Annotated in this window: 24 protein-coding genes; 17 read left to right on the top strand and 7 right to left on the bottom strand. The window is 61.0% G+C overall.

What is annotated here, in order from left to right; genetic code table 11:
- Positions 1-98 precede the first annotated feature (98 nt).
- The 3 genes from ACFPN2_RS06590 to ACFPN2_RS06580 all read left to right on the top strand — a co-directional run bounded on the left by ACFPN2_RS06590 (position 99) and on the right by ACFPN2_RS06580 (position 2,033).
- Positions 99-332 carry a hypothetical protein gene (locus ACFPN2_RS06590; RefSeq protein ID WP_380595827.1) on the top strand — a complete coding sequence of 78 codons (234 nt, stop codon included), beginning with the start codon at positions 99-101 and terminating at the stop codon, positions 330-332.
- 166 nt (positions 333-498) lie between these two features.
- A complete protein-coding gene (locus ACFPN2_RS06585) occupies positions 499-1,497 on the top strand; it encodes a sulfate ABC transporter substrate-binding protein (protein WP_380595826.1) in 999 nt (332 codons plus the stop codon).
- A gap of 50 nt (positions 1,498-1,547) precedes the next feature.
- Complete coding sequence (locus ACFPN2_RS06580; RefSeq protein ID WP_380595825.1) at positions 1,548-2,033, top strand: GyrI-like domain-containing protein; 486 nt, start codon at positions 1,548-1,550, stop codon at positions 2,031-2,033.
- Here the strand turns inward: ACFPN2_RS06580 and ACFPN2_RS06575 are convergent.
- Complete coding sequence (locus ACFPN2_RS06575) at positions 2,023-3,444, bottom strand: mechanosensitive ion channel family protein (protein ID WP_380595824.1); 1,422 nt, start codon at positions 3,442-3,444, stop codon at positions 2,023-2,025. The genes ACFPN2_RS06580 and ACFPN2_RS06575 overlap by 11 nt on opposite strands.
- A 152-nt stretch (positions 3,445-3,596) precedes the next feature.
- On the opposite strand from ACFPN2_RS06575, the gene ACFPN2_RS06570 reads away from it, so the two are divergent.
- From ACFPN2_RS06570 to ACFPN2_RS06535, 8 genes are all read left to right on the top strand, one after another.
- The gene (locus ACFPN2_RS06570; RefSeq protein WP_380595823.1) at positions 3,597-4,661 is read left to right on the top strand and encodes a flavodoxin family protein; all 1,065 of its coding nucleotides are present in this window, start codon (positions 3,597-3,599) and stop codon (positions 4,659-4,661) included.
- A gap of 85 nt (positions 4,662-4,746) precedes the next feature.
- Positions 4,747-5,520 (top strand): enoyl-CoA hydratase/isomerase family protein, encoded by a 774-nt coding sequence (locus ACFPN2_RS06565; RefSeq protein WP_380595822.1) that lies wholly within the window; start codon positions 4,747-4,749, stop codon positions 5,518-5,520.
- A gap of 8 nt (positions 5,521-5,528) precedes the next feature.
- Positions 5,529-6,290, top strand: a complete 762-nt coding sequence (cofE, locus tag ACFPN2_RS06560; RefSeq protein ID WP_380595821.1) for a coenzyme F420-0:L-glutamate ligase — start codon at positions 5,529-5,531, stop codon at positions 6,288-6,290.
- Positions 6,287-7,228, top strand: a complete 942-nt coding sequence (gene cofD / locus ACFPN2_RS06555; RefSeq protein WP_380595820.1) for a 2-phospho-L-lactate transferase — start codon at positions 6,287-6,289, stop codon at positions 7,226-7,228. The genes cofE and cofD overlap by 4 nt, the downstream gene beginning before the upstream one ends.
- A gap of 69 nt (positions 7,229-7,297) precedes the next feature.
- The gene (locus ACFPN2_RS06550; RefSeq protein ID WP_380595819.1) at positions 7,298-7,615 is read left to right on the top strand and encodes a 2Fe-2S iron-sulfur cluster-binding protein; all 318 of its coding nucleotides are present in this window, start codon (positions 7,298-7,300) and stop codon (positions 7,613-7,615) included.
- Between the two features lie 21 nt (positions 7,616-7,636).
- Positions 7,637-8,917 (top strand): NAD(P)/FAD-dependent oxidoreductase, encoded by a 1,281-nt coding sequence (locus ACFPN2_RS06545; protein WP_380595818.1) that lies wholly within the window; start codon positions 7,637-7,639, stop codon positions 8,915-8,917.
- A gap of 162 nt (positions 8,918-9,079) precedes the next feature.
- Entirely contained in the window at positions 9,080-10,237 is a 1,158-nt protein-coding gene (gene prpC, locus ACFPN2_RS06540; RefSeq protein ID WP_380595817.1) for a bifunctional 2-methylcitrate synthase/citrate synthase, read from the top strand.
- On the top strand, positions 10,237-11,691 hold the full coding sequence (locus ACFPN2_RS06535; RefSeq protein ID WP_380595816.1) for a bifunctional 2-methylcitrate dehydratase/aconitate hydratase: 1,455 nt from the start codon (positions 10,237-10,239) through the stop codon (positions 11,689-11,691). Before prpC ends, ACFPN2_RS06535 begins: the two co-directional genes overlap by 1 nt.
- Before the next feature lie 26 nt (positions 11,692-11,717).
- Here the strand turns inward: ACFPN2_RS06535 and ACFPN2_RS06530 are convergent, their stop codons facing one another.
- Positions 11,718-12,635, bottom strand: a complete 918-nt coding sequence (locus ACFPN2_RS06530) for a LysR family transcriptional regulator (protein WP_380595815.1) — start codon at positions 12,633-12,635, stop codon at positions 11,718-11,720.
- Positions 12,636-12,757: 122 nt separating this feature from the next.
- Here ACFPN2_RS06530 and ACFPN2_RS06525 point away from each other — a divergent pair, with 122 nt between their 5' ends.
- Both ACFPN2_RS06525 and ACFPN2_RS06520 read left to right on the top strand, forming a co-directional pair.
- Positions 12,758-13,156 (top strand): RidA family protein, encoded by a 399-nt coding sequence (locus tag ACFPN2_RS06525; protein WP_380595814.1) that lies wholly within the window; start codon positions 12,758-12,760, stop codon positions 13,154-13,156.
- A 154-nt stretch (positions 13,157-13,310) separates the two neighbouring features.
- The gene (locus ACFPN2_RS06520) at positions 13,311-14,363 is read left to right on the top strand and encodes a DUF3500 domain-containing protein (RefSeq protein ID WP_380595813.1); all 1,053 of its coding nucleotides are present in this window, start codon (positions 13,311-13,313) and stop codon (positions 14,361-14,363) included.
- Positions 14,364-14,442: 79 nt separating this feature from the next.
- Here ACFPN2_RS06520 and ACFPN2_RS06515 read toward each other — a convergent pair whose 3' ends face one another.
- Positions 14,443-14,829: an Hsp20/alpha crystallin family protein gene (locus ACFPN2_RS06515; protein WP_380595812.1), complete on the bottom strand. Its 387-nt coding sequence runs from the start codon at positions 14,827-14,829 to the stop codon at positions 14,443-14,445.
- 14 nt (positions 14,830-14,843) lie between these two features.
- Positions 14,844-15,287: an Hsp20/alpha crystallin family protein gene (locus ACFPN2_RS06510; protein ID WP_380595811.1), complete on the bottom strand. Its 444-nt coding sequence runs from the start codon at positions 15,285-15,287 to the stop codon at positions 14,844-14,846.
- Between the two features lie 418 nt (positions 15,288-15,705).
- Here ACFPN2_RS06510 and ACFPN2_RS06505 point away from each other — a divergent pair, with 418 nt between their 5' ends.
- From ACFPN2_RS06505 to ACFPN2_RS06495, 3 genes are all read left to right on the top strand, one after another.
- Positions 15,706-17,094, top strand: coding sequence for an HNH endonuclease signature motif containing protein (locus ACFPN2_RS06505; RefSeq protein WP_380595810.1), 1,389 nt, complete (start codon positions 15,706-15,708; stop codon positions 17,092-17,094).
- A 212-nt stretch (positions 17,095-17,306) separates the two neighbouring features.
- A complete protein-coding gene (locus ACFPN2_RS06500) occupies positions 17,307-17,453 on the top strand; it encodes a hypothetical protein (RefSeq protein WP_380595809.1) in 147 nt (48 codons plus the stop codon).
- Positions 17,454-17,624: 171 nt separating this feature from the next.
- On the top strand, positions 17,625-18,281 hold the full coding sequence (locus tag ACFPN2_RS06495) for an AbiU2 domain-containing protein (RefSeq protein WP_380595808.1): 657 nt from the start codon (positions 17,625-17,627) through the stop codon (positions 18,279-18,281).
- 72 nt (positions 18,282-18,353) lie between these two features.
- Here ACFPN2_RS06495 and ACFPN2_RS06490 read toward each other — a convergent pair whose 3' ends face one another.
- Together ACFPN2_RS06490 and ACFPN2_RS06485 are read right to left on the bottom strand one after the other, a co-directional pair.
- Entirely contained in the window at positions 18,354-18,755 is a 402-nt protein-coding gene (locus ACFPN2_RS06490) for a hypothetical protein (RefSeq protein WP_380595807.1), read from the bottom strand.
- Positions 18,756-18,995: 240 nt separating this feature from the next.
- Entirely contained in the window at positions 18,996-19,754 is a 759-nt protein-coding gene (locus tag ACFPN2_RS06485) for an MnmC family methyltransferase (RefSeq protein WP_380595806.1), read from the bottom strand.
- A gap of 186 nt (positions 19,755-19,940) precedes the next feature.
- Between ACFPN2_RS06485 and ACFPN2_RS06480 the strand changes: the two genes are divergently transcribed.
- The gene (locus tag ACFPN2_RS06480; protein WP_380595805.1) at positions 19,941-22,739 is read left to right on the top strand and encodes an AAA family ATPase; all 2,799 of its coding nucleotides are present in this window, start codon (positions 19,941-19,943) and stop codon (positions 22,737-22,739) included.
- Between the two features lie 917 nt (positions 22,740-23,656).
- On the opposite strand, the gene ACFPN2_RS06475 is transcribed toward ACFPN2_RS06480, so the two are convergent.
- A complete protein-coding gene (locus ACFPN2_RS06475; RefSeq protein WP_380595804.1) occupies positions 23,657-25,930 on the bottom strand; it encodes an Ig-like domain-containing protein in 2,274 nt (757 codons plus the stop codon).
- Positions 25,931-26,255: the final 325 nt, after the last annotated feature.

Here is a 26,255-nt window from a genome sequence, read left to right as displayed (position 1 = left end):
TTCATCGTCAACGCCGCCGCGTTTGGAACCATCGCGGAGGTGAACCGCTTAGTAGGGGGACCCGAGTCCATCGGAAAACATTTCCTGGAGGATGAGACATGCGTGTCTTTACATTGCTTGCCGTGACCGCCCTGGTGTTCGCGGCGGGTTGCCAGAAAAAGCACGACAATTCGGATATGACTTCGCCGCCGGCCGATACCGCGCCGACGACACCTGCACCGACCCCGGCTGAACCGGCACCGAGCCCGTCGCCGTCCGAGACGCCGCCGCCTCCGGATACCACGACTCCGCCGCCGGCCGAAGGCACGACGCCGCCACCGCCGAATCAGTAGTCGTCATTCGTGTCGTAGCGGCCATTCCAGGCCACAGGCGGCGTCCCGGCGACGCCGCCTTCTCTCATAACCGCCGATAACTTCCTTATCACCGCGCCGGTACTGACATGGCCGGTGCGCTCCCTGCAGAATCGCTGCCCCTCATTCAGGAACGATGGCAGTGTGCATGAACGTTCGCCCCTGGCTGGTGCTGGCCGGATTGCTGCTGGCCCCCGCCGCGTTTTCGCAGGACCTGCTCAATGCCTCGTATGACGTGGCGCGCGAGCTGTTCGAGGATGTGAATCCCGCGTTCGTCGCTGAATGGAAGAAGCAGACCGGCCAGACGCTCAAGATCCGCCAGTCCCATGGCGGCTCTTCCAAACAGGCGCGCTCCGTGGCCGATGGGTTGCCGGCCGACGTGGTGACGTTCAATCAGGCCACCGACATCGATCTGCTCCACAAGGCTGGCCTGGTCGGCGCGGATTGGCGGCAGCGGCTGCCGAACAACGCCTCGCCGTTTTATTCGCTGCCGGTGTTGATGGTGCGCGAGGGCAATCCCAAACAGGTGAAGGACTGGAGCGATCTCGCGCGGCCGGGCATTCAGGTCGTGTTTCCAAATCCCAAGACGTCGGGCAACGGCCGCTACACCTATCTCGCCGCGTACGCGTATGCGCTGGCGCAGAACAAGGGCGATGCGACGAAAGCGAAGGACTTCGTAACTCGGTTGCTCGCGAATGTGCCGGTGTTCGATACGGGCGGACGCGGCGCGACGACGACGTTCATCGAACGCAATATCGGCGACGTGCTCGTGACCTTCGAGAGCGAGATCACCGCTATCCGTCGCGAGTACGGCAAGAGCAACCTGCAGGAAGTGGTTCCGTCCATGAGCCTGCGCGCCGATTTTCCGGTCGCCGTGGTCGACAAGGTCGTGGATCGTAAGAAGACGCGTGAAGCCGCGACCGCTTATTTGAAGTATCTCTACAGCCCGGCCGGCCAGGACATCATCGCCCGGCACTACAACCGCGTCCGCGACGCCGACGTTCAGAAGAAATATGCGGCGCAGTTTCCGGCCATCAAGCTGGTCACGGTCGAGGACGTGTTCGGCGGCTGGGACAACGTGATCAAAACTCACTTCGCCGACGGCGGTATCCTGGACCAGGCACTGATCAAGGCACCGGCACGCTGACCGTAAGATCGATCAGGCGGGCGCGGGCCACCATCGTGGAGGCCATCGCCATGACTCATCAGCATCTTCCCAAGCTCGAGCCGCCGCGTTTCGAACAAGGCAATGCGTTACTGCTCGCCGGCATCGGCGCGCGTTACAAGTGCGACAACAAGGCGGGTATTCCGTCGCAGTGGAAACGGTTCGTGCCTTACTTGGACCACATCCCTGACCAAGTGGGCAACACCGCTTACGGCGTGGTCTACAACGTCGACGACGCGGGCAACATGGAATATCTGTGTGCTGCCCAGGTGAGCGATTTCGCCCGCACGCCGCCGGAGCTGAGCACGCTGCGCGTCAGTCCGCAGCGCTATGCGATCTTCAAACATCGCGAGCACATCTCGACTATTGGTGACACGTTAGCGGCCATCTGGGGGCAATGGATGCCGGCATCGGGTCACCAAGCGGCCGATGGGCCGTTGCTCGAAGTTTACGGCCCCGAGTTCGATGCCAAGACCGGCCAGGGCGGTCTGGAAGTGTGGGTGCCGATCAAGAGTTGACGGCGGCGGCTTCGTTGCGGCGTTCGGTGCGCTTGAGCGGCGCGTCGAGCGTTCTCTCGTTGGCAGTCTCGCTTTCCAGTGTCGCGCGAATTCTCGGCAAACTGTCCGGATAGTTCTTTTGCAAATAGCCGATGAGCCTTTCACGCACGTCACAGCGCAAGTCGAAGGCCTGACCGGCATCACGCGCGCTGACGATCACGCGGACCTCGACGGTGTGTTGTTTCGTATCCGTGACCTGTAGCGCGCTCACCTTGCGATCCCAAAGCGGCGACGCCTCGAGAATGCGCTGAAGCTCGGCACGCAGCGGCGCGAGAGGCACGTTGTAATCGACATAAAGAAACACCGACCCGATGACTTCCGCGGTCGTGCGCGTCCAGTTCTGGAAGGGCTTCTCAATGAAATAAGAAATGGGCAGCACCAGCCGGCGCCAGTCCCAGATACAAACCACCACGTAAGTGAGCGTGATCTCTTCGATGCGGCCCCATTCGCCTTCGACGATCACCACGTCGTCGATGCGGATGGGCTGCGTCAGCGCGATCTGGATGCCAGCCAGCAGCGTGGCGATGCTCTTCTGAGCTGCGAAGCCGAGGATCACGGCACCCACGCCTGCCGATGCGATGATGGCGGTGCCGAAGTGACGGACCGAGTCGAACACCATGAGCATGGACGCGACGGCGATGAGCGCGACGATGGAAGTGACAATCTTCCGAAGCATCGTCACTTGCGTGTAGATGGCCCGCGCGCGACGGTTGTCACTCACGGTCAATTGCTGTCGGGTCAGGATCAGTGACGTTCCCACCTGGATCAGTTGCAGGGCCATGTAGGCGAGCGTCGCGATCAGCAGGATGCTGGTCGCGTCCTTCACGATGGCTTCGGTCTTCGACGACACCGCCAGCGCGGGCGCTCCCAACAGAACGGCGATCAGCGGCAACACCCAGCGCACGGCGCGGCCGGCGAAAGGAATCAGAATCTCGCTCCAATTGTTGTCGTGACGAGCGGCAATCTTGCGGAGCGCCGTATCCGTCGTGACGCCGATACGCACCAGCAACCATGTAATGCCGATGAGCGTGCCGAGGCCCTGCCACCATTCCAGTGCAGCGAGCGCGGTCGTGGAAAATTTGTATTCCTCGAGGTCGCGGACGAGAGTGGTCGCGAGCACGTACAGGCCGTTCACCCAGATCAGAAACGCCAGCGGACGAATGCAACGTAGGGCGCCTCGCCAGATCCAGCGACGGATCGCGGCCTGCGTGCCGTCTTCCATCGGCATGTGGTTGTTCGTCTCGCGCGCCGCCTTGTATTTGATGGCCCAACTCAGAATTACATGTGCCACCAGCAGCCCCAGCAGGGTGCAGCCGATCGTGATCCAGGTCGCCCGATCGATGCTGGCAACCGCTGCGCTCAACTCTTGCATGAAAATCTCCGTCATCTTGTGCGCGAACCGCCGTGTGCCGCGCATCCGTGATTAACCCGGAAGGGCGCGCAAAGTTCATGGGGAACACGAGATTCGAGGGCAGCGTTGCTTCCCAAGTGTCTACGACTACCGACAACTGCAATGAGCCCGCTGTGCCCGAGCCCAGAAAGCTCGGAGTGTCGGCGCAGATCGACAAGGACACCTTCCGGACCCGCTTCCGCCAGCGCTTCTACGATCCCGCGTTCGACGGCTCGAAGGAGCAGATCGACGCCCTGGCGGACATTGCGTGGGAGGCCTATCACGAAGGCCGGAAGGCGCCTCGCACTCGTGCCGCCGGACCGGAGTTCGAGAATCCGGAATATCAATTATCCGAACAATGGTTGCAGGCGCGCGACGAGATTCGCAAAGCGCAGCGCTTGCACGAAGATACGACGGGCGCAGCTCGGATTCTGCTGATCAATGGCGCGGCCCGCCACGAGCAAACGTGCCCGGGCGAGGTGTCGAAGAGCTATCGCTTGTGCCAGCTCGCGGAGCAAACATTGGTGGCCGAGCGGGCGAGCGTCGATCTGCTCGACCTCAGTCATCTGACGGCCGAGTACGGCCGAGTCATCTATCCGTGCAAGGCCTGCGTGGCGACGGCCATGCCGCTCTGTCACTGGCCGTGCTCATGCTATCCCAATCATTCGCTCGGTCAGATCAACGACTGGATGAACGAGATCTATCCGCGCTGGGTCGCTGCGCACGGTGTGATGATTATTACGCCGGTGTATTGGTATCAGGCGCCGTCGCCGTTGAAACTGATGATCGATCGTCTGGTGTGCGCCGACGGCGGCAATCCCGATCCCACGCGCACGGATGGCAAGAACGCGAAGAAGGCCAAGGCCATCGAGCTCGAAGGTTGGGATTATCCGCGACATCTGAAAGGCCGTGCGTTCTCCACCGTCGTGCACGGAGACACGGTCGGCGCTGAAACATTACGTCGCAATCTGCATGACTGGATGTGCGACATGGAGCTGGTGCCGGCCGGCGGCGACGCGAACATCGATCGATACATCGGCTATTACGAGCCGTATGCGACCAGTCATGAAGCGCTCGACAAGGACCAGGCGATTCAGCAGGAAGTTCGCAATGCGGCCCGTCTGCTGCTGGGGACAGTGGCTCGCGTGCGGGCTGGCGGCATCTCCCAGCCCGAAGTGCGCGACCCCCGTTCGAAATAGGCAATAGCACTGTCTGCCGGCGTTGCCGCCAGTTGCGCGACAGGCGGGTTCGCGCCATCCTGCCAAGCTGTTGAAGGGGAGACCTATGAGCGAAGTCCTGTACGAAGAGCGCGGCCGGGTGGCGATTGTCACGTGGAATCGTCCCGATGCGCTGAACACGTTCACGCAAGAGATGCGTGTCGGCCTCATCGATGCCTTCAAGAAGATCGCGGCCGCCGAGCACATTCGCGCCGTGGTCCTGACCGGTGTGGGCCGCGGTTTCAGCGCCGGCGCCGATCTCAACGGGTTGCCGCCCTCGGGGGCCAAGGTGCAGGCGATGCTCGAAGAAGAATTCGGGCCCGGCATTCTGGCCATCGCCGAGCTGCCGAAGCCGGTCATCGGCGCGGTCAACGGTTTCGCCAGCGGCATAGGTGCGGGTTATGCGCTCGCATGCGACATGCTGGTGATGGGCGAGAAAGCGTTTGTGCAATTGCCGTTTGCGAAAATCGGACTGGTGCCCGATGGCGGTCTCACGTGGCAATTCGCGGAGCGCGTCGGTACACGGCACGCCTTTGAGCTGGCATTGATCGGCGATCGCATTCCAGCGGCTCGGTGTGTCGAGCTGGGCCTCGCGAATCGTGTTGTGCCCGATGCGGAATTGCTCGACCAGGCCATCGCGCTCGCCGAGAAATTGGCCGACGCCGCACCGTTGGCGCTGGCGGGCACGAAGAAGCTGCTTCGTCGCGCACACGCACTGGATCTCGCGGGTGCCATCCGCGAGGAAGGCGAGATTCAAAAGGGTTGTATCGACAGCCAGGATTTCCGCGAAGGCGTGAAAGCCTTCTTCGAGAAGCGCGCACCGCAGTTCACGGGCCGCTGATTCATCGCGTGAAATCCGTCGTCTTCACCGCCTTGCCGGGCTTGCCCGAAATCAAGGCGGGTCACGATCTGTCGCAGACCGTCGCAGCGGCGGTCGACATTGCGGGCCTCGTGCCCGCGCCGTTCGATGTGATCGTCGTGGCACAGAAGATTGTTTCCAAAGCCGAAGGTCGCACCGTCGACCTGCGCACGATCACGCCGTCGGCTCGAGCATTGGAGCTGGCGGCCCAAACTCGCAAGGACGCGCGACTCGTCGAAGTCGTGCTGTCGGAGTCACAGGAAGTGATGCGGGCCGTGCCCAATGTGCTCATCGTTCGCCACCGGCTCGGCCATGTGATGGCCAACGCCGGCGTCGACCGATCGAACGTTCCCGGTGCCGCGCAGGATCAGGTGCTGCTACTGCCTCAGGATCCGGATGCGTCCGCCGAACGCTTGCGGAGCGAGCTGATGGCGCGTTGGCAAGTGCCGGTAGCGGTGCTGATCAGCGACAGTTTCGGCCGGGCCTGGCGCAACGGCGTAGTCAACGTCGCCATTGGAGCGGCCGGACTGCCATCCATTATCGACCGTCGCGGCGAATATGACCGGGAAGGTCGCGTGCTGGAAATGACGGAGGTCGCTTTGTCCGACGCCGTTGCCGCCGGCGCCGCGTTGGTCATGGGTGAAGCAAGCGAGGGAACTCCAGTGGTGATCGCACGAGGACTGCAATGGACGGCGACTGAACGTAACGCGGCGGCGTTACTGCGCTCCACGGAGCAGGATCTGTTCCGATGACTCAGGTACTGGCGCTTTCAGGAGGCATCGGCGGAGCCAAGCTCGCCGTGGGTTTACAACATGTGCTGCCGCCGGGAGAGCTGACCGTCGCGGTCAACACCGGCGACGATTTCGAGCACCTGGGCCTGTCGATCTCGCCCGACATCGACACTCTGCTCTACACGCTCGCCGACCTGGCCAACCCTGAGCTCGGCTGGGGCCGTGCCAACGAGAGCTGGCATTTCATGGCGGAAATCGAGCGGCTCGGCGGCGAGAGCTGGTTCCGGCTCGGCGACAAGGACCTGGCGGTCCATATCGAGCGCACGCGCCGCCTGAATGCTGGCGAAAAGCTGTCCGGCATCACCGCCGATTTCGCGCGTCACTTCGGCATCCTCAGCCGGGTGGTGCCCATGTCGAACGATCTGGTGCGGACCATGGTGATCACCGACGAGGGCACGCTGGATTTTCAGCACTATTTCGTCGCGCGCCGCTGCGAACCGGTGGTGAAGGGGCTCGCCTATGCGGGCGCGGCCGACGCACAGCTCGTGCCTATCCTTCGGGAGGTGGCAGACGACCCGGCGCTGCAGACCATCGTGATCTGTCCGTCGAATCCCTGGCTGAGCATCGCGCCGTTCCTGGAAATGCCCGCGTGGCGCGAGTTGCTGGTCGAGGCGCGAGCGCCAGTCATTGCCGTATCGCCGCTGGTCAACGGCCAGGCGGTGAAGGGCCCGACCAGTAAAATCATGGGCGAATTGCAGCTGGAACAGTCCTCCGCGACCATCGCCCGCTTCTACGAAGGCATCATCGACGGCTTCGTGCTCGACAAGTCCGAAGCGCACCTGGCGCCGGAAATCGGCGTCGCCACGCACGTGACCGCGACGCTGATGAAGACAGCGGCGGACAAGCAACGCCTGGCCCGCGAAGTGCTGGAGTTCGCCGGCTCTTTTGGCAAGTTGTGAGACGTTCCGGACCGTGAAATGGCACAATTGCCGCCCGGTTTCGGGTCTGGTTCGGGCTGGAGCATTTGAATGAGTATTCGGTTGAGCGTGGTGGACCGCAACGGCGGTGAGCACGAGGTGGAGACGGCGCCGCAAGGCTCTTTGATGGAAACGCTGCGCGAATTGGACTACGGCGTCAGCGCGATTTGCGGTGGCATGTGCTCCTGCGCCACCTGCCACGTCTACATCGCCCCGGAATGGGTCGCGAAGTTGCCGGACCGTCAGAGCGATGAAGGCGATCTGCTCGCCGAGCTGCAGTTCCGTCAGGACAACTCGCGTCTGTCCTGTCAGATCCAGTTGAAGCCAGAGCACGACGGCCTGCGCGTGACGCTCGCTCCGGAAGAATGATCGCCGCTCCAGATTCCACTCATGTCCGATACGCACACTGAAGATCACATCTATATCGTCGGCGCGGGTCATGCCGGCGGCGAGCTCGCGTTCGCGTTACGTCAACAAGGCTACGCCGGGCCGCTGACGGTCATCGGCGAAGAGGCGCATCTGCCATATCAACGGCCGCCGCTGTCGAAGGCGTATCTGAAAGGCGAGTGCGAGGCGACGTCGCTCTATCTGCGGCAACAGGCTGCGTATGAGAAAGCAAACATTGGCTTGCTGTTGAGCCGTCGCGTCGAGCGCATCGATCGCGCCAACAAGAAGCTGGTGTTCGATGACGGTCGCGAAGTTACTTATTCCAAGCTCGGCCTGGCCACGGGCGGTCGCGCTCGTCGCATGACGATCAGCGATGCCGCTCGCGCCGAGCGGACGAAGAACTTCCACTATCTGCGGAACATTGACGATGTGATGGCGATTCGCGAGCGCTTCCAGGAAGGGCAGCGTCTGGTCGTCATCGGTGGCGGTTACGTTGGATTGGAAGTTGCCGCGTCGGCGATTGCGCGCGACGTGAATGTTACTGTGCTCGAAGCGTTGCCTCGCGTGCTCGCACGAGTCACCGCGCCGCAGATGTCTGCGTTCTACGAGACGATCCATCGCAATGCCGGCGTCGATCTGCGCACCAACATCGAAGTGACCGGGCTCGACTTCAACGAAGCGGGCGATGCTGTGACTGCCGTTCACTGCACGGGCGGTGTGGTGATTCCGGCGGACTTCGTCGTCGTCGGCATCGGCTTGTTACCTAACACCGAGCTGGCGCAGGCCGCGGGTCTGGATGTCGACAACGGCATCGTCGTCAACGAGTACGCGGTCACGTCCGATCCGGATATCGTCGCGGCGGGCGATTGCACGAGTCATCCCAGCGTGTTCTGCGGAAGACGCATTCGTTTGGAGTCGGTGCCGAATGCTGTCGAGCAGGCACGGGTCGCAGCGGGTTCGCTCGCTGGCAAGCCGAAGGTCTACGACTCGGTGCCGTGGTTCTGGTCCGATCAATACGATCTGAAGTTGCAAATGACCGGGCTGTCGCAAGGCTACGATCAGTTCGTGCTGCGTGGCTCGATGGAGAACAAGTCGTTTGCCGCGTTCTATTTGAAGGAAGGCCGGCTGATCGCGGTCGACGCCGTCAATCGCGCCCAGGAATTCATGGTCGCCAAGCGCATGGTGGCGGCATGTAAACCCTTCGACCCCGCGGCGCTCGCCGATGAAACGGTGCCGCTGAAGACCCTCGCGGGTCCAGTGCAGGCCGCCGCGCCTTTAGCCTGATCTTGCCGCCGCCGGCCCACCGGGGCGGCGGCTTCGGCAATACCCCATTGTTCGCCCCTGCCGGACTGGCCAGTGTGGCAAAGTAGCGGCGGTGCTGCGCTTTGCGCATTCCAAGCGCGGCTCGCCAAGGAAATATTTCAGAGCAACGTCAGGGGGCTCGCGATGACCGAAGCATCTTCGACCGCCGGTTTCAAGCCGAAGAAGTCTGTCGCACTGTCCGGTGTGACCGCTGGCAATACCGCGCTTTGCACCGTCGGACGCAGCGGCAACGATCTGCATTACCGCGGTTATGACATTCTCGATATCGCCAAGAGCTGCGAGTTCGAGGAAATCGCGTACTTGCTGATTCACGGCAAGCTACCCAATCACGCCGAGCTCGCCGGCTACAAAGCCAAGCTGTCACGCCTGCGCGGCTTGCCGGCCGCGCTCAAATCGGTGCTCGAGCAAATTCCCGCCGGCGCTCATCCGATGGATGTGATGCGCACTGGTGTGTCTACGTTGGGCTGCATTCTGCCGGAGCCCGAACATCACGCGACTGCGGCGGCTCGTGACATCGCCGACCGGCTCATCGCCAGCCTCGGCTCCATGCTCACGTATTGGTATCACTACAGTCATAACGGTCGCCGCATCGATGTAGACACCGACGACGATTCGATCGGCGGTCATTTCCTGCACCTGTTGCATCAGGAAACGCCGTCGCGTGAGTGGGTGCATGCAATGCATACGTCGCTCATTCTCTATGCCGAGCATGAGTTCAACGCGTCGACGTTTACCGCTCGTGTCATCGCGGGCACGGGCTCGGATATGTATTCGGCCATCACTGGCGCGATCGGTGCCTTGCGTGGACCGAAGCACGGCGGTGCGAATGAAGTCGCGTTCGAAATCCAGCAGCGCTATGACTCGCCCGAGCAGGCCGATGAAGACATTCGCAAGCGGGTGGCGAACAAAGAAGTGATCATCGGCTTCGGTCATCCGGTCTATACGATCTCTGATCCGCGCAACGAGGTGATCAAAGACGTTGCTCAGAAGCTGGCGGAGGAGGCCGGCGACAGAAAAATGTTCGATGTCGCCGCGCGTCTGGAAAAGACGATGAAAGAGATCAAGAACATGTTCCCGAATCTGGATTGGTACTCGGCGGTTTCCTACAACCTGATGGGCGTGCCGACAGCGATGTTTACTCCGCTGTTCGTCATCGCCCGCACCACCGGCTGGGCGGCGCACGTGATCGAGCAGCGCGAGGACGGCAAGATCATCCGCCCGAGCGCGAACTACACCGGGCCGGAGAATCTGAAGTTCGTGCCGCTCGATCAGAGGAAGTAATGGCCCATCACGATCTCAAATCCGCGGAACGTCCGGCACCGGATCAGATCCTGGCGGCGATCGTCGATTACGTGCTGTCGTATCGGATCGACAGTGAGGCGGCTTACGAGACGGCCTACTACTGCTTGATGGATACGTTGGCCTGCGGCTTCCAGGCTTTGCAGTATCCAGCGTGCACGAAGTTGTTGGGGCCGGTGGTGCCAGGCGCGGTGATGCCGGGCGGCTCGCGGGTGCCGGGCACGAGCTACGAGCTCGATCCGGTGCAGGCCGCATTCAACATCGGCGCGATGGTTCGCTGGCTCGACTTCAACGACACGTGGCTGGCGGCGGAGTGGGGTCATCCTTCCGACAACCTCGGTGGCATTCTCGCTATTGCTGATTTCCTGGCGCGGCGTAGTGGGGCGCAGGGGAAAACGACGCTGCGGGTGAGAGATGTGCTCACCGCGATGATCAAGGCGCATGAGATCCAGGGTGTCGGTGCGCTGGAGAATAGTTTCAATCGCGTCGGGCTGGATCATGTGTTGTTGGTGCGTCTGGCGTCGACCGCTGTAACGACTGCGATGCTCGGCGGATCGCGAGAGCAGGTGATCAACGCGGTTTCGAATGCGTTTATCGATGGCGGCGCGTTGCGGGCTTATCGCCATGCGCCGAATACAGGATCGCGCAAGAGCTGGGCGGCGGGCGATGCGACCAGTCGGGCTGTGCGTCATGCGTTGATGGCGATGGTGGGCGAGATGGGCTATCCGTCGGCGGTCACTGCTTCGACGTGGGGATTCCAAGATGTGTTGATGAAAGGCAAGCCGCTGTCCTTCCCGCAGCCCTTCGGCAGCTATGTGATGGAAAACATCCTGTTCAAGATTTCCTTCCCTGCCGAGTTCCACGGCCAGACGGCGGTGGAGGCGGCGATGAAGCTGCATCCGCAGGTGAAGCGTCACATCGATGTCATCGAGCGCGTGGTGATCGAGACGCAGGAATCAGGCGTTCGCATCATCGATAAGACGGGGCCTTTGAACAACCCCGCCGATCGAGATCACTGCATTCAATATATGGTTGCTGTTGCGCTGATCTTCGGACGCTTGCAGGCGTCAGATTATGAAGATGCTGTCGCGAGCGATCCGCGGATCGACGCGTTGAGGGAGAAGATGGTCGTGAGTGAGAACACGACGTTCACGGAGGAGTATTACGCGCCAGATAAGCGGGCGATTGGCAATGCGGTTCAGGTGTTCTTCAAGGATGGAACGCGGACGGAGCGGGTGCAGGTGGATTATCCGCTGGGCCATCGGAAGCGGAGAGCGGAGGGGATGCCGGTGCTGGTGCAGAAGTTCGAAGAGTCCGTCACCGCGCACTTTCATGCGAAGCAGGCGGAGGCGATCAAAGCGATGTTTGCGGATCGGGCGAAGCTGGAGAAGATGTCGGTGCAGGAGTTCGTCGCCGGGCTCGTGAAGAACAAGTGAGCGCTTCCTGGTGCGCACGGCTGCTCTCATCTCTCAGCAATGGGCGCATGGCGCGCCATCAGCTCGACGATCCAATCGATGAACACGCGCAGCTTGGCGCTGACATGCCGCTTCGGAGGAAACGCCAGGTAGAGCGGCATCGAATCGAGGCGCCAGTCCTGGAACAGCGGCACCAATTCGCCGCGCGCCACGTGGGCGTCCGACATGTAGTGCGGTAGCCATAGAATTCCCATGCCCGCCACGCCGGCCGCGAGATAGGCATTGCCGTCGTCGACGGAGATCACATAGCGACCATGCACGTTCACGCGCTCGTCGCCGCGACGCATGGCGTATGGCAACGGTTTGCCCAATCGTCCCCACAAAAAGCCCACGATGCGATGGTGTGAACTTTCCAGCTCATCTGGATGCGCCGGCGTACCGGCGCGCTCCAGATAACCGGGCGCCGCATAAACCCCAAGCTGCAGATCGCCTACGTGGCGCGCCTTCAGCGATTGATCTCTAAGCTCACCGCCACGCACGACGCAGTCCACGTTCTCGCCGATCACATCCACGACCCGATCGCTGACGCCCATGTCGAGCTGAATCTCGGGATAGCGTTGATGAAACGCTGGCAAGGCCGGCACCAGTATCATTCGCGCGAGCGGGCTGGGCACATCCACTCGTAACCGACCTCTTGGCTCGGCGGCTGCGCTGGACAAGCTGGTCTCCGCATCGTCCAGGTCTGCCAACACGCGGACAGACCGCTCGTAGTAGGCGGCGCCATCCGCCGTCACGTTGACCTTGCGTGTGGTTCGATTGAGCAGCTTGACGCGTAGTCGTGCCTCCAACTGCTGCACGAGTTGAGTCACGCTGGTTCTGCTCATGTGAAGGGTCTCGGACGCCTTGGTAAAGCTGCCGGTCTCCACCACTCGAACGAACGCCTGCATCGCATCGAATCGGTCCATCGGGAAATCCTCGCCGGGATTGTTTGGATTATACAAACAGTGATGCACAGACTTGCTCGTTGGTCGATCGCGCGTTGGCGTCTACAGTGGAGCCATCGCAACTTCCTGTACGGAGATCTTTCATGGCTACCCGTGACGTCGTTTTCCCGCCCGGCCGCCAGGCCCTCTACGAGCGCTATCGCTATTCGCCGGCGGTCCGTTCCGACGGCTTCCTGTTTGTTTCAGGCCAGGTCGGCAGTCGCGAAGACGGTTCGCCCGAGCCCGATCTGGAGAAGCAGGTCCGCCTCGCGTTCGACAATCTCAACGCGATCTTGAAGGCCGCCGGCGCCACGCTCGACGACGTGGTGGACGTCACCTACTTCATCGTGGACCTGGAAAAGAACTTCGAGAAGATCTGGCGGATCGTCCCCGAGTACTGGGGCAACGCTCCCTACCCGACCGCGACGGCCATCGGCGTGACCTGGCTGACCGGGTTTCAGTTCGAGATCAAGGTGACTGTGAAGCTGCCGGCGAGCCGGTGAGCTCAGCATCAGGGGAACTGCGCCTGGAACCCAAGCGTAGTCGGACAGTGCCCCCAGAATCGCGTTACTACATCGAGTGGCGTGCCAGTCGGGAGATCTCTTTGATGAGTGCCTCCACATGACTAAGGGACTCTCGAACAACCGCGCCAGCCCCGTGCTGCTCATCGGCGCCGTCGTAATCTTGGTCAGCTTGGGAGCTGCTCTCATGTCCAGCCACGCAAATGTGCCCGATGAGAGTGAGGAGAAGCGGTCCTCCGGGACAGCGGCTGCGCGTACCCTTCTGAAAGCGCTACCAGAAGCCAAGCGAGCACAAGCACAGTTGCCGTTCGATTCGTCCGAGCGAACGAACTGGAACTATGTCCCCATGAAACGCGCCGGCGTCGCGCTCGCAGAGCTCGATGCGAACCAGAAAGCGATGATCGATCCACTGCTGCGTTCGGCATTGAGCCCCGCAGGCTTTGAGACAGCTCAACAGATCGTGCAGCACGAATCGATCTTGGCGGAGATCGAAAAAAACCCGCGTCGCGATCCGGAGCTCTACTACACGGCAGTGTTCGGGGAACCCGGACCGCGTGCACCTTGGGCGTGGCGATTCGAAGGTCATCATCTTTCTGTCAATGTGACCCATGTCGAAGGTCAAACTCAGGTCGTGGCGCCGCTCTTCATGGGCGCGAACCCAGCACGCGTACCGTACGGTCCGAAAGCCGGTCAGCGATTGCTCGCGGCAGAAGAAGATCTGGCTCGGGATCTGATACGCATGCTGCCGGAGGAGCGACGCACGCGCGCGATCCTTTCCGGTGACGCTTTCACAGACATCACCACGCGTAACGACCCAACCGTACGCTCGTTGAGCATTGAAGGACTTGCGGCAGGGGATATGTCTCAGGCTGAGCAAGCGCAATTGCGCAAGCTACTGCACGTCTACTCGGATCGCATGACGGAGAGTGCTGCACGGGAGCAACTCGAGCGCATTGAGCGCGCGGGGTTCGACAAACTGCACTTTGGATGGGCCGGCAGTCTTGAGCCGGGCAAGCCGCACTACTACCGAGTGCACGGCCCGACTGTTCTCATCGAGTACGACAACACTCAGAACAACGCGAATCATATCCACAGTGTGTGGCGCGATCTGGAGCGCGACTTCGGCGGGGACTTGCTTCGCGCGCACTACCAAGCGCATCGGGGAGACGACCACGGTCACGAGCACTAGGGTGCGCACCTGGTGCTGCTCAGTACCTCGGCCGGCTGCCGCCTGACAACCGGCCGGGGCTTGGGGCTACCGCAAATCGTCAGCCCTTGATCTCGATGCGACGCGGCCTAAGCTCGGCGCGCTTCGGGATGCGCAGCGTCAACACGCCATCGGCCAGACTTGCGTCGATCTTTTCGGTTTCCAACTCATTGCCGATGGCGAAGCTGCGCCGATAGGTCGTCGCGCGCAGATCCGCGTACAGCGCCGACATTTCCGACTGCGCTTCGATGCCGATCGTGCCTTCCACTCGCAGATTGTTGCCTTCGACCCGGATCTCGAGCCGTTCCTTCGATACGCCCGGCATGTCGGCTTTCAGCGTGATGCCATTGGCATTTTCGAAGATGTCCACCGCCGGCCGGATCACCTCGCGCTGCCAGTCGCCGGTGGAATTCTCCTTCCTGGACGAAACTTCAGTTGCCCGATTCATGGTGCACCTCCCATTCACTGGACCGTGATCTGTCGCGGCTTGGTCGATTCGCGACGGCTAACCCTGATCTGCACGATACCGTCGCGGTACGAGGCCTCGACCTTGTCCGGATCGACATCGTCCGGAAGGCTGATGACGCGTCGAAACTCGCCGGCGAATCGCTCCCGCCGGTAGTACGTTCCCTGTTCCTCCGCTGGCTCCTCCCGAGCGCCGTTGATCGATAGCACGTTCTGCTGAATAGAAATGTCGAGCTTCTTCGCATCGATACCGGGTGCAAACAGATAGACCGTGACGCCCTCCTCGGTGCTGCCCACATTGATGGCCGGAAAAGTGCCGGGAGGCAACGAGCGAATACCGCCGGACCAGGCGGTGCCTGCGCCAAAAGCTTCATCGAGTTCCTGCTCGAGACGCCGCAACTGACTCCAGAGCGGGCTCTCGGAATATATGCTGCCGAACATATCCGCACCTCCTAAGAGTTGAGTGTCGGGGCGCGCAGCACACTGGGGATGGGGCCGCGATTTTCAAGTGGCGCTTGAGGGGAGTTCGCGACGCACGGAGGCCTTCGCGGTGCCCGGCACTTTCGGGCAATCCGTGCCGCTTATTCCGACAGCTCGCGCCTTCCGTAGCGCTCCTTATCGCGCTTCCATACGTCGCGATCGATGATGCGCGAGCGACAACGGGGATCTCGCGATGCGGCCCAAGTGCGTTAGCGCGTGCGCGCGACCGCTGAGAGCCCAAAATGTTTCGAGCAGGGCTCGCAAGCTTCAGGTGGCGATTGCTAGTCGTTGGCTGGTCGCTGGACTGATTTTATATACAGGCCATCGGGATTGAAGTAATCTGCTCCCCAGCACGAGCCATATTTCACTGGGGCGACCGATGGAGACATACCTTGCCGACGAAGGTTTCCGCGCACGCATCGCGCGTATCGAGGAAACCCGTGCCATCGGTGATCAGATCACCGAACTCTCCGGCCACATCAACGCTGCCACCTATCGTTTGCTAACTCTTATCGCGGAGTTCGACCGCCGAGCCGGCTGGAACGACGGCGCTACGCAATCGTGTGCGCATTGGCTGAATTGGAAGTGCGGCATCAGCTTCTGCGCAGCGCGCGAGAAAGTGAGGACGGCTCGCGCGCTCGAGAACCTGCCGAAGATTTCCGCGGCGATGGAGCGCGGCGAACTCAGCTACTCGAAGGTGCGCGAACTAACGCGCGTGGCCTGCCCGGCCACCGAAGACTACTTATTAACGATCGCCATCCACGGCACTGCGCATCACGTGGAACAACTCGTTCGCTACTACCGCCACGCCAAAGAAGCCGAGGAGCTGACACGCGAGGTGCGACAGCAGAAGGATCGCACGCTCCAGTACTTCTACGATCATGATGGTTCGCTGATCATTAAAGGTCGCTTGCCCGCCCAGGCCGGCGCGCTTTTCATGAAGGCGATCGACAAGGCGGTCGACGATCTCTGGGAGACCGAGCCGGAGGCGGTGGAGGCGGAAACTCCAGCTGGAACGCCGAATGTTAAATTCCTGCCGACACGGACCCGTCGTGCCGATGCGCTGGAACTGCTGGCCGAGAGTTTCCTTCAGAGCGGCGCCGCGACGTTAAGCGGTGGTGACAGGCATCAGATCGTCGTGCACGTCGATATGGAAACATTGCAAACCGGCTGTGCGGGTCGCTGCGAGATCGAGCACGGCACACACATCGCCGCCGAGACTGCGCGGCGTCTCGCGTGCGATGCCAGCGTGGTCGGCATCGTTGAAGACGAACAAGGTGAGCCTCTCAACGTCGGCCGAAAAACGAGAAGCGTGCCGCCGGCCCTGCAACGCGCGCTCCGCTCGCGCGATAAAGGCTGCCGGTTCCCCGGTTGCTGCAACACCCGATACACCGACGCACATCACATTCATCACTGGGCACACGGCGGCGAAACAAAGCTATCCAACCTCGTTACCTTGTGTAGGGCGCACCACCGCGCGGTGCACGAAGGCAAGGTCGAAATCCATGTACTGGACGACGGCGCGATTCGTTTCCTGCGACCGAACGGCCAGAGCTTCGACAGCATCGCGCCGGACCACCGCTACCCAATGAGCGACTGGCGTGAGCTGCCGCGACATCATGATGAGCAAGGCGTCACCATCAACGCCCGCACCGCCGTCACGCGCTGGGATGGCGGCCCGATGGATTTCGGCATGGCCGTTGACAGCCTACTGTACCGAGTTCGGGCGGCGAGAAATCCTCCAGGTGGAGGATTGGCGGTCGGCTGATGACCGTGTGGAGAGGGCAAAGAAGTGTTGAAGACCCTGAACTACGGGTGCACCGTCCCGTCGACGGCCACTAAGGAGCGTCACCTGCCGTGACTATCCACGTTAGGGCGTGGCCTGGACGGCGGGATGTTTCTTCGCGGCGAGGCGGCTTTCGGCCAGACGCGGACGCCTTTGGACATCGCGTTTTGCCTGGGCCGTCGATGCGAGAGTTAATGTACGACCTGAATGAGAATCCCGGCGAGCACCCCGTATTCCCTGTGGTCGCGGTGGCAATCGAGCACCGGGCACAACAGAATGTCTTGATCGGGATGGGCATTCGTTACGTGGTGGAGATGATTGAGCAACACCTGAAAAAGTGAGTCGCGAGAGGCGTCTACTTTGGTCGAATTCACTGCTTCTTACGCCGCCAGACAGCGCTCCCTCTTTGGTTCGAAGCGACCGTACTCATTGCGTCTGCTGACGGCCAAGAGGTACACGGATTCGGCAAGACAGCGCCATCGTAGAATGTGCAATGTTCCCTGGAGGCACACATGAGCACAGGCCTGAACGGCGTTCCTCCGGACGTTGCCGCATTGTGGAGCGAACTTGACTACGAGGTCACATGGCTGCACGGCCGCTGGCAGATTTACCGGCAGTTGTTCGGAACCGACGAGGAGCGAGTCGAGATATTGAACCGCTCCGCTGGTACTTTTGCGCAAGTGCTGCAGAACGTACTGTTGGATGATGTGCAACTGGGTCTCGCGAAGCTGGGCGATCCCGCGCAGACTGGGCGTTTCAAGAATCTGACCGTCACGGCCTTGGTCAAGGCGATTTCGACAAACGAACCCGGCCTCGAGCCGATGATGACGTTGAATCTCAGTAAGTACCAGGACAAATGCGACAAGATTCGGGCAAGGCGAAACAAGCACATCGCCCACTTCGATCACGAGACGATGGTCAACAGACATGCGGTACCGCTGACAGGTCCATCACGTGAAGAAATCGAAATGGCGCTGTTCGCCTTACGCGAGCTGATGAATGCAATTCAGCTTCACTTCAACAACTCACAAACCGCCTACGAAATCATCATCCTGGAAAGCGATGGGGATCATCTGATCGCGATGCTGAAGCGCGGCATTCGGTATCAGCAGTTGGTCCGAAGCGGAGCGATCTCCGTTACCGATCTTGCTGAGCACTGGAGCCTTTGAGCAGCTTATCTGCGCCCCACCCTCCGTCGCCGCGCCGTTCCTTCTCGCGGCGACAGAGGATGCAACCGTTTCTCAAGCGACGCGATAAACCGCCGTCTGTTCCCTCACCTGATACAGGCCACAGCCGCCCGAGCCTGACTCATCCTCGCGCTTCCGGATCAACTCGATCAGCGGCCGCAGCTTCACCATATCCAGATCCGCCGCCGAGTCGTTGATCCATCTCGCCGCTGCCTGCGCAACCTCCGCGTGCAGGACACTGTCATCGTCATCCGAGTACTGCAGTACCTCGGACAAGCAGTGGAGCATGGCGCGGACCTCCAGCAGGAGAGAGCGCACGCGCTCGATGGCTTCGTCTAATGTCTGCGGTAGTGGCGCGGTGTCCGCTGCCGCGGCGGGCGCGCGTGCGTCTGCCGTGGGTTTGAGTTGGTTGTGACGTTTGCGGGTGGGGTTGGCAGTATCATCTTGGTCAGCCATGTCATCTTCTCCGATAAGGTGGCTTGGTCAGGCGTTCGGCGGTGTTCCACCACCGTCGAGCGCCGCTTTTCATGCATTGCACTCTCGATAGAAAGGTTCAGTAGGACCGCTCGAAAGGTTAGGAAAGCTTTTGAGCGGTGGTCGGGGAGCTCGTGTTGTTCGAGCACGGTCTGGATCGTAACCGGCCGATGCAGAGCTGTATATAGAAACAGGATGTAGTCTCGCCCTGAATTGCAAATTTTAAGTGAGCTGAAATTGCGGATGTTCGGTCACGGCTGCACGCCATGACTCATCGTTCGCACTCACCCCGAAAGGCGTCTGTGCTCCGCTGCGGCTCCATCGAAGCAACCACGCTGCGCCGAGCAGTTCCCGCCGGTGACTGCCTATTGCAGCGAGCGGCGACAAGCCAATGGTCGTTTCTGATTTCGGTCCTGTCGCGCATCCCTTGGCTACATAGAAACCCGCAACGAGCATCGCCGCACGCACGGCGGTGGAGTTGGTGTACGTGAATAGTTCTGTCGCGTGACCGTTGCATACCTGAAGCAGCTCGCGAAAAGATGCCACAGCCCACAACTTACTATCCGTCTTGAATGAAAATGGATCGAAGAAGATCAGATCCGGCAGTGGAGCAACGAACTTGAGCGTCGCAAAGTCCCCCTTGAGTAATCGCCATTCGATCGAGCCGTCCTGGCTTACCCATCGGCCCTCCGCGAGCAATTGTTCGGGCGCGGCGTGTTCGAGGTGTTTGAACCACTGACGATGATGCAAGGCCAGTTTGAGGGAATTCAGGTCGTTCTCGAAACTGATCAGCAGTAATCGCCGGCCGCGATCGGCGACATTCATTGCTTCGGCAGCTTGAATCGTGGCCATCGCGTTGGCCGCCGCGCCGAGGCCGACGTCCCACACGACCAGCGGCTCGGTGCTTGTCTCCTGCAGCCTCTCCACCAGGCGCGATTGCTCGACATAAAGGGCGTGCGCTTCTTCGGCGGGGTCGTTCACCGAGTGCATGACCTCGCCCGAGGCTTTATCGCGAATGCGGCCGATGCCATCGCGCACCACCACTTCATAGCGGCCGACGTCCAGCATGTGTTGCTTGCGGTTCACGGTTGAATTGGGCAAGTTTATCAGGATTGTCGAATGGGTCAGGGCGCCTCGACCGCGAGCCAAGTCAACGAGCAGGACATAATGGCCGATCAGCGATATTCCGATGCATTGGGCCAGGAGGGACGAAATCTCAGCCGTCTGATCCTGGACAAGAAGCTTGAATTGCCGCGCTATCGGGAGCAGGCGGTGGGTGCTGTGCTCGCCGCACTCAAGCGCAACCGTTCGGTGCTGTTGGTGGGTGACGTCGGCGTGGGGAAGACGTCCGTCGTGCACGGCGTTGGGAACGAGCTGCCTCGCATCGCGCGTGAGCTTTGGGAACTGCCGACGAATGCCGTTTTGACGGGCACGCGCTACTTAGGCGACTGGCCTAGCAAGGTGGAAGCCATCCTGCAGGCACTGAAAGGTCGGCGCGGCGTGCTGTACGTTCCCGATATATGGAACGTGCTCACCGTAGGTACCTCGAGCAGCGACCCCACGGCACTCTTCGACCATTTGCGGCCGAGAATGCTGACGGGCGAGGTCCAGCTGATCGGGGAAGTGACCCCCGAGCGATTGCTGGGGCTGCAGTCAGCGCCGCTGTTCACATCGCTGTTCGATGTCGTGCCCATCGTGCCGCTCGAAGAGAATCAGATTTCCAGCCTCGCCACCGACTACGCTGCTTCCCGACAGATCCCTGTGGATGAGCGCGCGATCCGCGAGCTGATGACCCTGTGCAGTCGATTCCTGCCCGGAGACCGCGGCCCCGGCCAGTTGTTACGACTGATACAACAGATCGCCGACTATCAGCGCGAGAAAGTCGCCATCGGTGAGCCTGAGCTGATCGATCAGGCCTTCATCGAGAAGGTCTTTTCCATCTATTCGGGCCTGCCGCGTTTCGTTGTTTCCCGCTCTGTCACGAAGCCGGCGCGGGAGATCCGCGAATGGTTCCGAGAGCGGATTATCGGCCAGGAGCGTGCGATCGAGTCCGTGGTCGAAGTCATCACCCTGTTCAAAGCGGGGTTGCACGATCCCACCCGTCCGATCGGCACGTTGCTGTTCGTGGGGCCGACCGGCGTCGGCAAGACCGAGCTGGCGAAGGCGCTCGCGCAATATTTGTTCGGCAGCGAATCGCGCCTGCTGCGATTCGATCTGTCGGAGTTCAAGGACTATCACGCCTTCCAGCTCCTGGTCGGCGACCCCAACAAGCCGCGACAACCGGCGCGCCTGCTGGATCCGATTCGCGCGCAGCCCTTTCAGGTCATCCTGTTCGATGAGATCGAGAAGGCACATCAAAACGTGTGGGACATGCTCCTGCAGCTGCTCGACGAAGGTCACGTCTCGCCACCGAACGGCGCTCGCGCGAACTTCCGTAACACGATCGTGATCGCGACCTCGAACGTCGGCGCTCAGGATGCTCACAAAGGTCCGCTGGGGTTTGTGGGCTCCCCGTCAGGGCAAATCTCCCTCAAGTCGCTGGAGAGCGTGTTTCGTCCCGAGCTGCTCAATCGCTTTCAGCATATCGTCACCTTCGACGGGCTGACACGTGAGAGCGTACGTCGGATCGCGAATCGCGAGATCCAGCAACTGCTCGCCCGGGAAGGCATCACGTCTCGCAATCTGTGCGTCGAGGTGGGCGAGGACGTGTTGGACGCAGTGGTCGAGACCGGTTTCGATCGGGAGTACGGCGCCCGCGCGTTGAAGAGACAGGTACAGCAACGCGTCCTGTTTCCGATCGCGAGCCGCCTCATGGAGAGCGACGTCCCGCCCGGCAGCATCCTCAAACTCGACATCGCATCCCATGAGCCCGATCGCTCCACCCCTGGGAGCACACGAGTCCGGGTACTGGAATCGGAGGCGAGTCGCAGTTACAGGCGGGAAGCTGCGCGTGAGCTAGCGGCCAACAAACAACGACGCAGCGTCATCGAAATGAATGACGAGGCACGCAAGCTGGCCACGCGCTGCGAGGAATTGGCCAAGTACTGCAACAAAGATGCACTCACCGCGCGATTGAGCGAGCTGGATAAACAGCGACGGGCTGCGCACTTCTGGCGCGACGTCGCGTTGGCGAATGAAGCGCTCGTTGAGATGGACGAGCTGAAGGAGGTGCTGATGCGACTCGAGTCATTACAGACCCGCATCGACGGCCTCTCACAGGAACTCTCGCGACCCAACGTCCGACAGCTCGAAGTTCTCGAGCGCTCGATCGATCAAATCACGGCGGACCTCGAGGTGGCCGAGCGCGAGCTGGTGCGAATGGGTGGTGACGGTGCTATCGATGCTTTGATCGCTATCACGCCCATCGGTCATTCCACCCAGTTACGCGACCTCTTGTTCGAGACCTACCGCGGCTGGGCCGATGAAATCGGCTATCACACTCAATTGCTCGCGGATCCGCTCACGCCGTCGGATGCGACCTTCTTTGCCGTCAAAGGAGCGTACGCGCACGGCTATCTCGAACGCGAACAGGGCGTGCATCGACTCCGCGAAGCCGAAGAGCACGAGGCCGTGAGAGTCACTATTGCCCGCTGGTCGCACGTCGCAGCTAACGTCGAGTTCGGCAATCAGCGTGCCCTCAAGCAACGAGGAACGTTTGGCGAGAAAGTCCGCTCCCGGGTGGAAGTGATCGGCGGCTCGCACTTCGCGCTCCAGAATGCTCTCACCATCGCCGAGAACCGTGAGCTGGCTCGCGCGATCGCCGCTTCGTGGCAGGCCGCTTCTTCCTCCGACACCGTGGTACGGCGCTACGACCTGGAACCGTTTCTACTGAAAGACCATCTCACCGGCCTGACCAGCGGCCGCCGCTCAGTTCTTAAGCCTGCGGAGTTTCATGAGCTCTTGTGTAAGCGTGTGGATCTCGGCGGTGCGCGAGCGTTGTTTCATTTGCCGCGGGTGGGTCGTTAATACTGTTCGGGCGAGGTAGCCCGTCGGAGTTGACGATCGGGCGACCGCGCGGATGCACGATCGCCCTTTTTTCCGTCGCTTTGCTCCTGGTGTACTTAGTGATCAGTACAAAGGGGTAGCGCGTACAATTGCTGGGCGGGGCGCGATCCTCATAAATCACACAGTGCGTATCGCCTGAACGCACCTTGTAGTCGACCCGTCCACCCGGAGGGACACAAAAATTCTTGAAACCCGGGCTGTCGCCCTGATAAAGCCTGAAACATTTGGGGCCCTTGGTTTCGTTCACGAACCAGACCTTTCCCTCACAATTCGGATTCTGCGTTTCGCAAGCCATCGCTAACGGGGCTACGCTCAACAAAGAAAATATCATCGAAGCGGCAATGTTTCGCTGTGTCATATTCAGGTTCTCCTCTTTGTTTAGATTTTCTCGAGACAAGGACCGGTGCCATTTGCTTCAACAGCGCAGCATCTCCAAAGGTTGGTACCGGGAGACATTCAAGCGCGCGAAAGCGTCATTACCGCGCCCAATGTGGGCAGACGAAAGATCCTTTGTGGCGAATCATGGTTCTGAGGATGCTCTGATCAATGGCGATGCTTTCGCACGACGCCTGCGCGTCCTATCAAGCGTTTTATTAAGTATGCCTCGAGAGGTGAATCTCCCAACGGGGATGGTCTTCTGGTGGCCAGCTCCAGGTCTCCACCTTCGATTGCTTGGTTATGACGACGAAGGCGGAATCGGCAGACAGCCACTCCACTTGCCTAACGCCCCCGGCCCGGCTCCATAGCGCTTTCGCGGATTGGAGGTAATCTCCCGTCGTATAAATCCGGTCGGCTCGGAGCAAAGAAAACCGAATGCGCGTTTCCTATCGAACGCTGGGTGATTTTCATTCGGAGATAGGGTCAGTTGGAGTCGAAATCTATGCCGACCAACTACGACGGCGACGCGCGACACCAACGAGCAACCCGAGCAGCGCAAGCAACTCCGACGTACCGAACGAACCGCCACCGCCGCCGCCGGAGGCGGGCGGGGCGGTCACTTGAACGGAGACCATGGCCGCATTCGACGTCGCACCCAGGTTGTCGCGCACGGAATACTCGAAGCTGTCGGAGCCGGAATAACCGGCAGTCGGTGTATAGGTCACCGACCCGTTAGAAACGGTGGTAGTGCCATGCGCTGGGCCGTTCACGATCGCGACCGAGGCGTGGTCGAGTGTGCCGCCTTCGCTCTTGTCGTTGGCGACGACGTTGATAGTGACGCTGCGATTGGCCTGAACGCTGGAGGTGTCGTTCGTTGCGATCGGTAGCGACTGGACGCTGAGGCTGACGGTAGCAATGTTAGATACGGTGCCCAGGTTGTCCTTCACGGAATACTGGAACGCGTCGACACCGGCGTAGCCCGCGGCAGGCGTGTAGACGACCTGACCGTTCGTTACTACAGCAGTGCCGTGTACAGCCGGGACCGCAATCGTGATCGATGCAGCGTCGAGTGTGCCGCCGCTGCTGGTGTCGTTAGCTAGCACATCGAGGGTGACGGACTGCCCCGCGCTGAGCGTTCTCATGTCGTTGGTCGCGATCGGCGCAGCCTGGACGGCGATGTTTACTACTGCCCGTTGAGACCGCGCGCCGAGACCGTCGCGCACGGTGTATGCGAATGTATCCGCGCCTGAGTATCCCGAGGCCGCGGCATAGGTCACCGTACCGCTTGCGTTCACCGTCGCCGTCCCGTGCTGCGGAGTCTCGGTGATTCTGAGTGAGCTGATATCCAGAGTCTGACCTGGCGCCGCGGTGTCATTGGCGAGCACACCGATCTGGATCGTTGTATTGATCGCAACGACGGCAGAATCGTTCTGTGCGACCGGATCCAGTGCAAGAACGGTCGGGTGGTACGCGCCATAGCGCGAGGCGCCATCCACGATGAGGACCGCAGGGGCTGCGTTGGCAACGAGTGTCCCGACGGCGATGCCTCGTCCATAACCGCTGTTGGGCGTCGCGGGAATATCAACGGGAGCGGCGTTAGCGAACGGATTCGCCGTACCGCTGTTGAGATAGATCGAACCCACCGCCGGGGTTTCCGGCATCGGATTAGCATTCCACGCGGGGGCCGAACAGGAGAACAAGAGATCGGGGCGGGCGTCGCCGTTCACATCGCCGACCGCGATGTCGAGACAGCCACCGCCGAGATTGCCGTTGGGTTGGAGGTCCTGAGCACTGGAGAACGGATCGGTGGACGAGCCCGTGTTCAGAAACACACTTTGCGTTCCCGAGGCCAGGCCCATGTCGGACACCGACGTGATCAGGTCCATCCGCCCATCCTGATTGATGTCCGCTACCGCAATTGCATTGACGGACTCGCCCGCGAGCAACTGCAGGGGCGTCACATTGCCGAACGGATCGCCGGTGCCGTTGTTCAGATAGATTGCGATCCCTTCCGGATCCGTGCCCGGGAAGGAGGCAATGACGTAGCCGAGAATGAGATCGAGCCTGTTATCGCCGTTCACATCGGCGATCACGGTGCTCTGGCCATATCCGCCTGCCACGGGGCCGACCTGAGCGGTCGTATAAGTGCCGCTGGTGAGTGGAGCGCCTTGTGTCAGGTACACCCGGCTCGGAACATGATTGGTGTTGGCAACGGCCAGGTCGACGAAGCCATCGCCGTTCACGTCGCCAAACGCGGGGTGCATGCTGACATCCGTTGCGCCGATGGCAATGGGAGTCACGTTGTTGAACGGCGCGGGACTGCCATCGTTCAGATAGATCGTGTTCGACGCATTGAAGCCGCCGATGGCGAGATCGGGACGACCGTCGGCATCGATGTCGCTCACCGTCACCGCGCCCCAGGTCATCAAGATCACGGGCGGCGGCGAAACGAACACTCCCGGGACGTTCTCGAAGGGATCGGCCGTGCCGTTGTTGTAGTAGACCGCCGGGTGAACGCCGTTGACACCGATCACGATGTCGGACGTGCCATCGCCGTTGAGGTCGTGGATGACGCCATTGACCGGTGTGTAAAGGATATTGGCAGGGACGCCCTGAATAGGATCCAGCGCGATCTGCGGTCGCAGGATCAACGAATATGTGGGCGAGTCGCCGCTCGCCGTGGCACACAGGATTGCGAGACAGGCTGCGGATAAGTACCGGGCGTGGACGGGTCGACGGCGCAGCGGCTCCGTGCTCTGAATCGCGCTTTCCATATCTGATCCCTTTTATGAGGCTCGGCGGGCCCCTGCAACGTTTGTGCGTAGCTTAGGCAAGGCACCCAGGCACGTCCAGCTACGAGTCGGATTCCGCGTACACAGCTCATAAGGCAGTCGCCTAGTCCCATCATCAGGCCGTTGCTGCCGGGGAACGTTTCGGCCGTTCCGTCTCAGTCGCAGCAGCTCGGTCGTCTAAGGGCTTCCCGCAAATTCGAAACGTAGCTATTCAGGACGCGGTGCGCCGAGTCGTTACACCTCCAAGGAGCGCTCCATGCGTCACGTCAGTGCGCTCAATGAAATTGTGTAGGAGATAGGTGTGAAC

The sequence above is a fragment of the Steroidobacter flavus genome, from assembly GCF_042651805.1.
GTDB classification, from domain to species: Bacteria; Pseudomonadota; Gammaproteobacteria; order Steroidobacterales; family Steroidobacteraceae; genus Steroidobacter; species Steroidobacter flavus.
This window is presented reverse-complemented; position numbering and strand designations above follow the sequence as displayed.